The 13,230-nt window shown below is 65.2% G+C and carries 13 protein-coding genes; 9 read left to right on the top strand and 4 right to left on the bottom strand.

All coding sequences use genetic code 11. From position 1 onward, the window contains the following. Positions 1 to 1,477: 1,477 nt before the first annotated feature. The 4 genes from OVA31_RS10075 to OVA31_RS10060 all read right to left on the bottom strand — a co-directional run bounded on the left by OVA31_RS10075 (position 1,478) and on the right by OVA31_RS10060 (position 4,728). Complete coding sequence (locus OVA31_RS10075; protein ID WP_267630957.1) at positions 1,478 to 2,242, bottom strand: ABC transporter permease; 765 nt, start codon at positions 2,240 to 2,242, stop codon at positions 1,478 to 1,480. A gap of 136 nt (positions 2,243 to 2,378) precedes the next feature. Next, positions 2,379 to 2,576, bottom strand: a complete 198-nt coding sequence (locus OVA31_RS10070) for a hypothetical protein (RefSeq protein ID WP_420714168.1) — start codon at positions 2,574 to 2,576, stop codon at positions 2,379 to 2,381. Between the two features lie 27 nt (positions 2,577 to 2,603). Next, positions 2,604 to 3,083, bottom strand: coding sequence for a hypothetical protein (locus tag OVA31_RS10065; protein ID WP_267630956.1), 480 nt, complete (start codon positions 3,081 to 3,083; stop codon positions 2,604 to 2,606). 94 nt (positions 3,084 to 3,177) lie between these two features. Continuing rightward, entirely contained in the window at positions 3,178 to 4,728 is a 1,551-nt protein-coding gene (locus tag OVA31_RS10060; RefSeq protein ID WP_267630954.1) for an HNH endonuclease signature motif containing protein, read from the bottom strand. 198 nt (positions 4,729 to 4,926) lie between these two features. Here OVA31_RS10060 and OVA31_RS10055 point away from each other — a divergent pair, with 198 nt between their 5' ends. From OVA31_RS10055 to OVA31_RS10015, 9 genes are all read left to right on the top strand, one after another. Then, positions 4,927 to 5,748, top strand: coding sequence for a FadR/GntR family transcriptional regulator (locus OVA31_RS10055; protein ID WP_267630952.1), 822 nt, complete (start codon positions 4,927 to 4,929; stop codon positions 5,746 to 5,748). Positions 5,749 to 5,854: 106 nt separating this feature from the next. After that, on the top strand, positions 5,855 to 6,898 hold the full coding sequence (locus OVA31_RS10050) for an ABC transporter substrate-binding protein (protein ID WP_267630951.1): 1,044 nt from the start codon (positions 5,855 to 5,857) through the stop codon (positions 6,896 to 6,898). Then, entirely contained in the window at positions 6,895 to 7,791 is an 897-nt protein-coding gene (locus tag OVA31_RS10045) for an ABC transporter permease (RefSeq protein ID WP_267630950.1), read from the top strand. The genes OVA31_RS10050 and OVA31_RS10045 overlap by 4 nt, the downstream gene beginning before the upstream one ends. After that, on the top strand, positions 7,788 to 8,579 hold the full coding sequence (locus OVA31_RS10040) for an ABC transporter ATP-binding protein (protein ID WP_267630949.1): 792 nt from the start codon (positions 7,788 to 7,790) through the stop codon (positions 8,577 to 8,579). Before OVA31_RS10045 ends, OVA31_RS10040 begins: the two co-directional genes overlap by 4 nt. After that, entirely contained in the window at positions 8,576 to 9,913 is a 1,338-nt protein-coding gene (locus OVA31_RS10035; protein ID WP_267630947.1) for an amidase, read from the top strand. Before OVA31_RS10040 ends, OVA31_RS10035 begins: the two co-directional genes overlap by 4 nt. Continuing rightward, on the top strand, positions 9,910 to 10,605 hold the full coding sequence (locus OVA31_RS10030; protein WP_267630945.1) for a hypothetical protein: 696 nt from the start codon (positions 9,910 to 9,912) through the stop codon (positions 10,603 to 10,605). The genes OVA31_RS10035 and OVA31_RS10030 overlap by 4 nt, the downstream gene beginning before the upstream one ends. After that, positions 10,598 to 11,548 carry an allantoinase PuuE gene (locus OVA31_RS10025; protein WP_267630944.1) on the top strand — a complete coding sequence of 317 codons (951 nt, stop codon included), beginning with the start codon at positions 10,598 to 10,600 and terminating at the stop codon, positions 11,546 to 11,548. The genes OVA31_RS10030 and OVA31_RS10025 overlap by 8 nt, the downstream gene beginning before the upstream one ends. A 35-nt stretch (positions 11,549 to 11,583) precedes the next feature. Then, complete coding sequence (locus OVA31_RS10020) at positions 11,584 to 12,048, top strand: hypothetical protein (protein ID WP_267630943.1); 465 nt, start codon at positions 11,584 to 11,586, stop codon at positions 12,046 to 12,048. Between the two features lie 52 nt (positions 12,049 to 12,100). Then, on the top strand, positions 12,101 to 13,141 hold the full coding sequence (locus OVA31_RS10015) for a LacI family DNA-binding transcriptional regulator (protein ID WP_267630941.1): 1,041 nt from the start codon (positions 12,101 to 12,103) through the stop codon (positions 13,139 to 13,141). Positions 13,142 to 13,230 lie beyond the last annotated feature (89 nt).

The raw sequence follows: 13,230 nt of genomic DNA, 5'->3' as shown, positions 1-13,230 counted from the left end.
CGCCGCTGTTTGAGAGTTCCACCCCTGTGACGTTTGAACAATGAAGCGCTGTGCTGCAACGCATCACGGCTTCCGGTTGAGCCGAAAGAAGATGCCGAGCCGGTGAAGCGTACACGCAACGGATTCAATCGAACGAATGAAGCCGGCACGCAAACACACAAGCACCAATAGCATCTTGAGCATCGCTGACGTGGCGGGCAATACCGTTGCAGCACACGATGGTTCGCGACGCTAATTATATTCCGTGCTGCGGATTCAGTGCTCAATATTCCAGGTCTGGTGTAGCGTTCGCAGTGATCATGCGGATGGGAGCGATTATCAGTGCAGTCTTCTCGTACGACCAATCTGAAGGCTCTGGAACAGATTTCGCGTCGTCGTCTACGTCGTATCCCATCATCAGCAACCGACCTGAAACTGCGACGACGAGGTCCATGCCGGAGGCGCATGGAGACGACGAACATTAGCAATAAGAAGGAGATGACATGGGAAGGATCAACCGTGGCGCCCTTTCTCTCACTCTTGCAGCCGCTGTTTCCGTAGTCGGTGCGATCGCTCCCCATTCGGGAACCCCTGACGCTCAGGCGGCATGCAGCGCGTACAAGCCTGACGGGAGCCTGAATTGGGGCTGCGGCTGGCCGAAGGTTCCAAGGCTCAGCGTCCCACGCTTCAACTACGGGGGGCCCCGTCCACCACTCACTCCCAAGGACAGCGTCTGGTGCCGCACAAAGTACATCAAGGCGTCCAACAACGCGGGATGGCAGCTATCGAGCACGACAAAGTACGACATTCAGTTTTGGCCCGACTACTCCCACCGTGTCTATCGCGGAGTGATCTGGGACGGAAAAGTTCGGCAGTGGTTCTACGTCAACGAGTGGACCCATGTCGACTGCGACCTGTAGGCCGAATAGAACCTAGTCGGTCAATCACGTACGTTTCTTCCTCGATCCCGACTAAGTCTCGGCACGGAACTGTCGTCCGCTGCCGTCATCGCAAGAGTCCGGATTACATGTTCCGGGACATTGCGGCTCGAATCGGCAAGACAGCTTGCGCGTCGCCGTGGGTGGGTGAGGGGCAGCGCTGAATGCCGCTAAAACCGGCGTGGATAGGGCGCTGCCGGATGGCGCCGTATCCACCGCAATCTTCGGACGCCGCGCCTCGCAGCGCCTGTTACCGTATCTTTCCGGGGTCATCAGCGTCGCGGAGGCGACCGCGCATCCTAACGACTGTGTTAGCCCAGATCGAGGTCAACCCTTAGCGCGCGCCGCCGATGAGCGTATGACCAGCGTAAGCACCGCGCGTGTGACACGGCGCCCGTCATAGGTCCGTCACCTCCGGTCACAGGTGGTCGGCGCCAACCTGCAATACGTGCAGTTCGAGCTGAACAAGGTCGTGGACCGCTACGCAGGAGCGCCACTGCATACGACGGTTCCGGTGTTCGTGTGAGGATATGAGTCGACCAGCGCCGTGGAGAAACACCTCACGCGCGAGACCAGCGTCCCACCACCCGCTGTCCGATCCACCCGAACACCACGAAGACCGACACGCCGAGCAGGGACGCGAGGCTGGCGGCCGCGAACAACTCCGCCGACTCGCGTCGAGCACGGTAGGTGTCCATCAGGATGCCGATGCCCGGCGAGTTCTGTTTGTAGAAGAAGTCGCCGACCACCGCTCCGACCACCGACAGCCCGGCCGAGATGCGTAGCCCGGCGAAGAGCCCCGGCAGCGCCGACGGAATCTCCAACTTGCGCAGGCGAACCCACCTGCTCGTGCAGTGCAACGCGAACAGGTCGCGGTGACCCACGTCGACAGAGCGCAATCCGAACAGAGTGTTGGATACGATGGGGAACAGGGCGATGAGCACGCACACCAACACCCGGGACACGAACCCGAAGCCGAACCAGAATCCGACCACCGGCACCACGGCGAGGATCGGAATACACTGCAGCACCACCGCATAGGGGAACAGCGAGTTCTCGATCCAGCGTGCCTGCGACATCACGACAGCCCACCCGACACCAACCACGAAGGCGATCGCCAGGCCGACGAGCGCGACGACGGTCGTGCGTCCCAGCGCCGACCACATGTGCGCTGCTTCCGGTCCGGTGAGCGCAGCGGCGAACACATCGCCCGGCGGCGGCACCAGAAACCTCCGTTGCTCGGGCAGGATCACGTAACTCACCAGCGACCACAGACCCAGCACCGCGACGAATACCGCTGCCGGACCGAGGACACGTCCGAGCACCGCAAGTCCAGTCCCGTCGAGCCGCTACTGGCGCTGCTGTGCGACCGCGCGGCGGTGGGCGATCCCTCCTCGACGTCGGCGACCTCGATCTCCGCGGTCCCGGTTGCTCGCACGGTGACGACCTCCGATGCACGGGTCACAGCACGACCTCCCGTAGTTGATTGTCGATATGTGCGCAGATCTCGTTGAACTCCGGTCCGAAACGCAGGCCACGGGAACGTGGATAGTCGAACGGGATGTCGACTACGTCGAGAATCCGTCCCGGTCGCGGCGCCATGACCACCACACGCGTGGAGAGGAAGACCGCTTCGGCGACGGAATGCGTGGCGAACATGCCCGCTCACCGGCGCAGTCCGGTGTCCTACCGCGACATCGCTTCGTAGTACTCGCGTGAGTCCGGACGATGCAACAACACGATGATGCCCACTGCGAGAACGCACATCACGAAGTTGGTGATCATCGTGAAATCAGTGTCGGCGCGGACCGCCGAGAAGAGGCCGAACACCGTGCCGAGGACAGCGAGCGTGGTCGCAGTGCTCCGGGCCCAGGTCTGCCCGCGAGCGTTGGCGCGGGCCATCCAGATCCACAGCCCGACAGCGATCGCGCTGACGACGATGGCGACAGCGACGCCCGCGCCGAGGCCCGTATCGACCGAACCTTCCAGGTCTGCGTCGGCGAGTCCCGAACCCTGCGCATGCTGGGTGCGAACCTTCAGTGCCGCCGTGTTCATGGCGGTGAGGGCAGCGACCAAACCCGCGATCTGGACGACGGCGCCGAAGTACATCAGACAGATCGCGCCGACCAGTGGGACCGGAAGCTCGCGATGCGACCCGGAAGCCATCGACCCAGCTTGCGATGGACGCCCCGTCATCCCAGAATTCATGCCTGAGAGCGTAGCGTTTGCGGATGTTCCCAGGTCGACGCGGCCACGAACATCATCCGGCCAGGCCGAGATCCTCCCACCGGACGGCACGTACCAGCCATCCCATGGAAACCGCGTTCTGCACGCGGCGTCGTTCCTCGCGCGACATGTCCTCGCGCCGTGAGTCGATGGTCGGGGGCGGTGACACACCGCGGAGTAGTCGGTCGAGGTTCTCGCCGACGTGGTGGATGCGGTTGACCCTCGGCGAGTTCGGGGGTCCAGTGCCGTCGCTGTTGAGAGTCCACGCCGGCCGACCGGTGTCGGGGCCTTCCCGGATGATGTGGGTCGTCCACTGTCCGACCTTTGGGCCGACCATCCGGTTGTGTTTCGGGCACGCCCCGGCGAGGTCCGAGACGTCTGTCCAGCCTCCGTCGGCCCAGTCCCGTTCGGCGTGGTGGATTTCCAGGCGGGTGAACGGCTGTGTGCAGTCAGGGCAGGTGCATCCGGCGCCGTCACGGGCGAACAGCGCGAATCGCTGCGACTGGTTGGCGAGCCGCTGAGCTTCGCCGAGGTAGAGAATCTCAGGGCTGTGATCGGCGAACACTGCCAGATGATGTTGTGCCTCGGCCGCCAGCTCGATGACATCTTTGATGGGAAGATGTGCACCACCGGCAGTTTCGCCGAGTCCGGCGCGCTCGCGCAGCTCGGATTCGGTGATCTTGACGATCAGATGCGGCGGCAATCCGCGGTGGCTCTTTCCTAGCACGCCACCACCGAGCGCCGCTTTCAGCAGAGCGGTGAGCGCGTCGTGGTTCCGTTTGGACTGCGAGCGCATATCCTGTCGCGCAGCCTCTTTGAGGATCTTCGAGTCAGCATCGACCTTGCCGCCGCGCGGTGAACTCTCGTCATCGGGATTGTTCATACCCGGTGCGGCCCACGCATCGAGAAGAGTGTCGAACATCGCTCGGGTGATCGGGTCGAGTGTGCCACTCAGGGTGCTCATCGATTGCGGGTCTTGTTTGCCAAGACTCAAGCTGCGCCGACGCGCCCGATCGCGGTCGTCGGTGAGACTTCCGTCGGGGTCCAGATGAGCGATCACCTGTGCACCGAGTCGAGCAACGGTTGCCGGATCGAACTCGCGGGCGTGCTGCGCCAGCTGGGACTCGGCGGCGACCTTGTCTTCGGTGGAGACCGACGATGGGATGTGGCGCAGCGTTTTCAGGATCTCCTCGACGTGGTCGGGGCCGACGGCTCCCTCTGCCAGCGCAGCGGCAGTGGCCGGGCACGCAGGAGGGAGCAATTCGCCCTGCATCGAGTACATCTGTGCGACAGCTTCCATGTGCCGCCGGCGCCGAGTTGGGTTCGTGATCCGCAACCGGGCCGCCATGAATGCATACAGCGATCGGTACCCGGCCTTGATGTGCGCTGCCCGGTCGGACACGTCGAGTACTCGGCGGTGTCCGATCCAGCTCATCCGCTTCACGGCGCGTTCATGAGACTCGGCGGCTTCAATGACTTCCAGATCGGAGGCGGGTGTGGAAGACGCAACGCTGATTCGGTCGAGAACGCTGTGCAACTCGGCGTACAGCGCAACGATCTCGGTCTGCGAATCTGTGGTGTTCACCGCGCTGCACCCCCTGATGCCCGGACTCGAACGTATGTTCGATAGATTCAGATTATCGGGCATTTTCGGTTTGCGCAACCGTGTATTCACGGGTGCTGCTGAATGTGTCCGGGCGGGAATGGGCAGACCTTGAATAGCGGATACGCCGTCGGAATACTCAAACGATGCGAACTGGTCAGACCAACTATCCTGACCTTCGTGTCCGAACTCATCCCACAGGTCCCCGGGGTTGGCCGCAAGTACATGCAGGTGGTCAACCAGGTGCTCACATCCATCAGTGCGGGCCGGCTGAGCCCGGGGGACCGGCTGCCCAATGAACGTGACCTGGCCGTCGAATGCGGCACGTCGCGCCCGACGGTGCGGGACGCCCTGCTGGCGTTGGAGTTGTTCGGTGTGGTCGAGATCCGACGTGGCTCAGGCTGTTACATCACCGAGCGCGGCCATCACCTGCAGAATCCCGCGCTCGGACTGCTCGACGCCACGCCGCAGGATCTTCTCGAGGCGCGACTGCACCTGGAACCCACCATGGCGCGGATGTGCGCCGGACGGCTGGATCTCGACGAGATCCGGCGGCTCAATGCCCTGATCGACGCGTCCGACCTCGGCGATGCCGAGCCGGTGCGGGAACGGCGATTCGGCAGCTACTTCCAGCTCAGCCAGGCATTCCACTCGGAACTGGCCGGCTACTGCGGCAATTCGGTGATCGCCGGGATGACGAGACAACTGGTCGACGTGGCGTCGCACCCGATGTGGGCGCTGCTCAACGGGTCGAGCGCCACCACCAACCAGTCCGACGTGCAGGCCGACGAGCACCGGCAGATCCTCGAGGCGATCGCGCTCGGCGACGAAGATGGTGCGGCCGACGCCATGACCGATCACCTGTCCCGGATCGGCGGCGACCTGTTCGGCGGAGACGGTGCGACCATCGCCCGGGTGCGTCGGCGACGCGCGGCGACCAGCCCGGTCATTGACGAGGACGCCGCGACCTCGACAGGCAGATTGGTAAGACCACTTGCGTAATCATCTTTGATTCCCGCGTTACGGTCGGGCAACTGCGCCTTCCTACCGTCAATGACGTCGGCCTCAGGCCGTACCCACGTCATCAGCGAGATGGAGGAGCGCAGCCATGCGCCGTGCACGATTCACCAAGAGACTGACCACCACCCTGGCCGCCGTCGCGGTCGCCGCGTCGACCGCCCTTGTCGCCGGCTGCGGCAGCGACACCTCGAGTGACAGCATCGTGGTGGCCTCGCCCCAATGCGCACACTGCCTCTCGATGTCGCTGCTGCCCGACAAGATGCCGGGACAAGACGTCACCTACCAGAATTTCACCAAGCTGTCGGATCTCAGCACCGGCCTCGCGTCGGGCCAGATCAACGTCGGACAGATCGACTACACCGCACTCGTCAGCCTCATCTCCAAGGGACTGCCGATCGTCGCGATCAGCGGGCAGGTCAATGGTGGCTCGGACTTCGTGGTCAGCCCGAAGCTGGGACTGAACGCGAACGACTGGCCTGCCTTCACCGCCGCGGCGAAGAAGGCCAAGGCCGACGGTCAGCCGCTGAAGATCGCATCACAGTTCGGCACCGTCCAGGACATCGAATTGCGCCTGGAGCTCCCGATGAAGGGCATCGACCCCAACAACGACGTGGAGATGACCAACGTGCCCTATGAGGGCATGGGACAGGCGCTCTCGAACGACTCGGTCGACGCCGCGATCCCCGCCCAGCCGTTCGCCGCGGAGATCATCGACCAGAAGTTCGCCGAGCACTTCACGTTCCCCTACGACCAGGCCGCAGGTGATCTGACCAACGTGGTGGTGGTCAGCAAGGACTACATCGCCAAGCAGCCCGACAAGGTCAAAGCGGTCGCGCAGGGCATGAGTGAACTCGTCCCGTACCTGAAAACTCCGGAAGGGCAGCAAGACTGGATCGGCGCGATCAAGAAGTACACCAACGTGCCGCAGCCCGCGATCGACGAGGCCATGACGCAACTCTCACCGAGCGTCGACATGCCGTTCACCCAGATCAAGGCGATCGCCGACGCCATGTACGCGCAGAAGCTGATCTCCAAGCCGCTGACCGACGCGCAACTGCGTGAGCACATCGACTACTCGATGCTCGCCACCGCAACCGGCCAGCCCTCCACGGAACTGGGCGACGCACAATGAGCGACTCGATGGTTCTGGCCGAGCCGCAGACGCAGACCACCGCCGACCCGGCTCTCGGTCCGCAACCCCGCGATCTCCGAAGCAGAACCGGTAACGCCGCCACGATGATTCGACGGATAGCGGTCGGGGCGATCGTCCCGATCCTCATCCTGGCCGGATGGGATGTGGTGGTACGCCTGGAGATCTTTCCCAAGGCGCTCATCCCGTCGCCGTCGATGGTGCTGTCCACGCTGAACGACTGGGCCACCGGATCGCAGGGCGGCATGTTCTACAGCGGCAAGCTGCCCGGCGACGTTGCTGCGACACTGGAGCGAGTCGCGATCGGCTATCTGTCGGCGGCGGTGATCGGCGTCCTCCTCGGTCTGCTGATCGGCGTATCCCGATGGGCCGATGAACTTCTCACCCCGACCATGCGGATCCTCGGACCGGTTCCGCCCACCACCTGGATTCCGGTGTGCATCGTCGTTCTCGGCATCGGCGCGGTCACCAACTACTTCCTGGTGTTCCTGGGTGCGGTCTTCCCGATCGCGGCGTCGAGCACCGTGGCGGTCTCGGGAGTTGCCCGCGACCTGGTGCGTGCCGCTCGGATGATGGGCCGCGGCCGACTCGGCACCACGTTCGCGGTGGTCCTGCCCGCCGCGCTGCCCGGGATCGTCGGCGGGCTGCGCATCGGACTCGGCCTGGCCTGGATGATGGCGGTCACCTCGGAGATGCTGGCCGTACGTTCCGGCCTCGGCTACACCATCTGGAACTGCTACAACTACCTCGACTACCCGGGCGTGTTCGCCGCCATGATCGTCCTCGGGATCTGCGGTCTGGCAACCGATATGCTCCTGCGCGCGATCACCGCATCGGCCCTCCGCTGGCACACCGCAACAGGAGTACGCGCATGACCACGATCGACACCACGACGTCCACGCCCGTGACACTGGACCGGGTCACCAAGGAGTACTGGCAGAAAGGACGCTGCACCACGGCCCTCGATGAGTGCACACTCGAGATCGCAGCCGGCGAGTTCTTCTCGCTGCTCGGTCCGAGTGGCACCGGCAAGACCACCCTGCTCAATCTGCTCGCCGGATTCGAACGACCCGACTCGGGAACGGTTCGGGTCGGTGATCGCCAGGTGCGCACCGCAGGACCCGACCGTGCCGTGGTCTTCCAGGCGCCGACCCTGTACCCCTGGCTCACTGCGGCAGGCAACGTGGCCGAGGGCCTGCGGCACCTCCATCTGTCGCGGCGCGAACGCAAGGCGAGAGCGCTGCAACAGCTTTCCGAGGTCGGTCTGGAGCACGCCGCCGGCCGGTATCCGCACCAGATGTCCGGCGGCATGGCGCAGCGCGTGGGCATCGCGCGGGCGCTCGCGATGCAACCCGACGTGCTCGTGATGGACGAACCGTTCGCTGCCCTGGACGCGTATGTGCGCCGCGAGATGCAGGAGCTCGCCGTGCGGCTGCAACAAGAGCGTCAGGTGACCACCCTGTTCGTCACCCACTCCATCGAAGAGGCTCTGGTCCTCAGCGATCGGATCGCCACCATGGCCGACGGTCAGGTGACCGAGATCTTCGAGGTCGACTCACCGCATCCGCGCGATGTGACATCGTCGGAGTTCAACCATCTGCGACGCGCGATCGCCGATCGTATCGAGGCCGGCGTACGTGCCGAACGAGAGCGGGTCCGTTGACCACGGAAACTGCTGTCGAACAGGCGCTCTCCAGATACGAAAACTACTCGTGGAACAACGCTTTCGTCCACGTCGACGCCGACGCGGTACGTGCGGAGGCGACCGTCGCCCGTCCGGGGACGCTGCACGGCGACCTGTTCAGCGTCAAAGACCTGTTCGCTGTCGCCGGTGTCCCGACACGTGGGGGCAGCCTCGTCCTCGACGACTTTCGTCCCGAGGTCGATGCCACGGCGGTCGCCCGCGCGCGCCGGGCCGGTGCGGTCTTCTTCGGAAAGTCCAACTGTGCGGAATTCGGTTTCGGCATCGACACCGACACTCGCCTGGGCGGTCGGGTTCTGCACCCGACACGCGACGACCTGTCGCCCGGCGGATCGAGCGGCGGCGACGCGGTGGCCGTCGCGACCGGCATCGTCGACTTCGCGATCGCCGGCGACTACGGCGGCTCCATCCGCTGGCCAGCCCAGGCGCTCGGCATCTTCGGGCTCCGTCCGGGCGTGGGCAACGTTCCGACGTACGGACGCATCGGCGGGCTCGGTGCCGACCGCAGCGCACCGATCGGACTCGCCAGGGCCCCATGGCGACTGGCGAGCGAACTCGAAGTGGTCGGTGTGATGGCCCGGTCCGCAGGCAAGATCGCCGACGTCATCGGTGTGCTCGCGGATCAGCAGGGACACGGGGAGTCGACGGGCCGGGTGCTGGTCACCGACGGCTCGGAGATCGCGCCGATCTCCGACGATGTGCGGACCGCGTTGTCGTCGGTCGTCGAGTGGGCGCGGCAGGGCGGGCTGGTTGTCGACCCGGCCGACGGACTGTTCGCCGACGCCCTGGAGGCGTACAGCGAGCTACGCGCCAAGCTCGACGACCACGCCGATGTCCACGAATTGGCCCGTGGGCGTGAAGAACTCCTCTGCGGCTCCACCCGTGCGGTGCTGGAGGCCGCGCCGCGGGAGGTGGTCGTCGGCAGCGACGTTCGCGATGCGTGGACGACCGCCATGCGTGTCCGTCGGCGCATCGGCGATGCACTGAGAGGGTACGACGCCGTGATCGTGCCGTGCGCGCCGACCGGAGCGGTGGGCTCTGCCGAAGAGGTGCAGGTCGGCGGCAGATCGTTGTCGGGGCATCAGCTGATGGCACATCTGCGGGCGGTGTCGCTCACCGGGCTGGCCGCGTTGTCGATGCCGGTCGGCCACGGAGACGACGGGCGGCCGATATCGGTGCAGCTGGTGGGTGTTCCGGGGACCGAGAGCCGGTTGTGTTCTCTGGCAGAGCGTCTCGCATCGCCGAATGATTCGCACCTGGTGGGTGCAGGAATGAACGAGAGGAGGAGACGGTGAGCCGACCACGTATCGGATTCGTCATCCCGTCGTCGAATCCGACCATGGAGCGATTGCTGAACTCGACTGATCTCATCTCGGCCCTTGGGATCTCGGCGGTCTGCACTCGAATTCGGGTCCGCTCGGTGGAGGAGGGAACCGAATCGGAGAGTCAGTTCGCCACCGACACTTTGGCAGACGCGGCAGAGTTGCTGGCCGATTGTGAGTGTGACGCCATCATGTGGGCCGGCACGACCGGCTTCTGGCTGAGCCGGCACGCCGACGACTCGATCGCCGCAGCGATGCACACGCGCACCGGCACTCCGACGTCGACGTCGTATCGCGCGCAGATGGCCGCCCTGTCCGAGGCCGGAACGAAACGGATCGCGCTGTACACGCCCAATGCCGATGCCCTGCATCGTCGAGTGCACGAGTGCCTGAGCGATCAGGGCTATTCGGTGGAGGTCGACAAGGCGGGTGGCATCACCCGCAACATCGACTACGCCAAGATCCCGCAGGCCGAACTCGACGCCACCGTCGTAGCCCTCGCCGGTCCCGAGGGCAGGCCGGTGGCGGTGATCTCCACCAACGTGTCCACCAGCACCGACCACGCGATCGACTCGGCCATCGCCACCGTGTGGTGGGCTGCGCGACTGGCCGATGCGACATCGATCTCCTACCGCCAGGCGCATCAGGCGGCCCGCGTTGAGTGAAACGTATCCCCGCGACCTGCGCGGTTACGCGGAGCAACCCCCGATGTGGCGGTGGCCGGGAGGCAAGAAGCTCGCGGTCAGCGTGGTGATCAACTGGGAGGAAGGCGCCGAACACAATGTGCTCCACGGCGATGACTCGTCGGAGAACGGCGGTTGCGACGTCGCCGACGGTCGGCCGCGGTTCGGGGCGCGCGACCTGCGGACCGAATCGATGTACAACTTCGGTACACGGGTCGGAGTATGGCGACTCCTCGACATCCTCGACGCCTATCGCGTACCCGCATCGGTGTTCGCGTGTGGGATGGCGGTGGAGCGCTATCCAGAACTGGCCGCCGAGTTCGCGTTTCGCGGCCATGAGATCTGCGGCCACGGATATCGATGGATCGACTATCACGGCGTCGCCGAGGAGACGGAGCGCGATCACATCGCGCGGACGGTCGACGCCATCACCTCGGCGACCGGACGGCGACCCCTCGGTTGGTACACGGGCCGCACCAGTCCGAACACCCGCCGCCTCGTGGTCGAACACGGCGGCCTTCTCTACGACAGCGATGCCTACGACGACGAACTCCCGTACTGGGACAGCGAGTTCGGTAAGCCGCATCTGGTGCTTCCGTACGCGTTCGACACCAACGACATGCGACTGGCCACCACGCCGGGACTGGCAACCGGCCGTCAGTTCGGCGACGAACTGATCGACACGCTCGATGAACTGCTCCTCGGTGGATCCGAGGCGCCACGCATGATGAGCCTGGGACTGCACCTACGCCTCGTCGGGCGGCCCGCGAGGGCGCACGCGGTCCGGCGCTTCCTGGAGTACGCGAGCGCACACCCGGACGTCTGGTTCGCCCGGCGCATCGACATCGCTCGCTGGTGGATGGGACAGAACGAGCTCAGGAACGACGACGACTCGTCGAGAGCCCGCAGCCAACGGGCGAATTGACCAACTTTTGGTCGCTGCTGGTCGATGATCGTGGAGTGTCTCGCGTACGCGTTCCCCGTCGTTCACCGCTCTGGATCGTCGGGGCAGTGGTCGTCGTCGTGGTGATCGCTCTGCTGGTGTTGCACGGTCGATCGACGCTGGACGACCGCGAACAACGGAAGACGGAGTCGACCGCGAAATGTCTCGACGTGATCCGCGCCGATGTCCGCGACCGATTGGCCGAGGCCGGCAGTGGCACGGCAGCGTCGCAATCCGCAGCCGCAGGGTTCTCCGATGTCACGACCCGCACCACCAGCGTGGGGCCCGACGACGAGTCCGCGTTGCGGGACGCGGGTCATGATCGCTCGTCGGTGGCCACCGAATGGGCGGTGCGGGGATCGGTGTCGGTACCGGGTGATCTCCCGAGTGCCGCGCGCCTCGGGCCGACCAACACCTTCGCCTGCAATGCGGTGGTCCTCACCGATGACTCGGTGCTGGTGACTCATCGGACGATGAACTGACCGCCGAGAGCATAATGGGCCGGCAGATGGTCGTTTTCGAGAGAGGTGAGTGGTGGCACGGAGCAGGGAATCGCGCCGCGGCCGACCGGATCTGGGCGTCGCCGCGGTCGCCCGGCTGGCGGGCGTGTCCACTGCGACGGTGTCGAACACCCTGAACCGGCCGGAGATCGTGGCACCCGCCACCCGCGACCGAGTGATGGCCGCCATCGAAGAACTCGACTTTGTCCCGAACCGCGCCGCCGGCGCACTACGCACCGGCTCCAATCGCCTGATCGGGCTCGTGGTGCCCGACATCGTCAATCCGTTCTATGCGGAGATCACCGATGCGGTGTGCGCGGCGTCGTCGCGCGCCGGGTACGCCGTGTCCCTCTGCGTCAGCGGCGACGATCCGGACCGGGAGAGAAACCACTTCGCGGCGTTGGCCGAGCTCCGCGCCGCGGGCGCGATCGTGGTGACCTTGAGCGCCGATCATCAACGGCTCGAACGTCTGCGGCTGGTGGGAAGTCACCTGGTGCTCGTCGATCGGCGCGCGTCGGTCTCCGAGGGATGCTCGGTGGCCATCGACGACGTCTTGGGTGGTCGTCTCGCGACCGAACATCTGCTGCGCCTCGGAGGTCCGCTCGCGGTGGTGAACGGCGACCTCGGCATTCCCCAGTGCGCCGAGCGCGACGAAGGTGTCCGGGAGGCCCTCGCCGCACACGAGGTCGACCCGGAGTCGGTGATCATGCGGCACGTCAGCGAGATGACCATCGACAACGGGCAGCAGGCCATCGAGGAGATCCTCGAAGCGGATCGGCCCCGCGCCATCTTCTGCACCAACGATCAGCTGGCCGTCGGTGTGGTGCGCGGACTGAGCGCTGCCGGGCTGTCGGTACCCGACGACGTGGCGGTGGTCGGCTACGGCGATCTCCCGCTCGCGTGGGAGTCGCTGGTCCCGCTCACGTCGGTGAAACAGCCGAAGAACGAACTGGGTGAGCTGGCCGTATCGCTGCTGCTCGATGAACTCGACGCCGAGACCGGCGGCACCGAGCACACACATCAGGCGCGACGCCTCTCCCCTGAACTGGTGATCAGGGAGTCGGCGCCGAGCTAGCGCGGCGGACGCACACCACTCTCGGCGAGGGGTTGTGATGCAGAGCACCTTGGTGATTTAATCGATTAAATCCACGAGGTGGAGCTGAT

This window comes from Gordonia sp. SL306, from assembly GCF_026625785.1.
Taxonomy (GTDB): Bacteria; Actinomycetota; Actinomycetes; order Mycobacteriales; family Mycobacteriaceae; genus Gordonia.
Note: the sequence above shows the minus strand (reverse complement) of the source record. Positions and strands in the feature narration are given on the sequence as shown.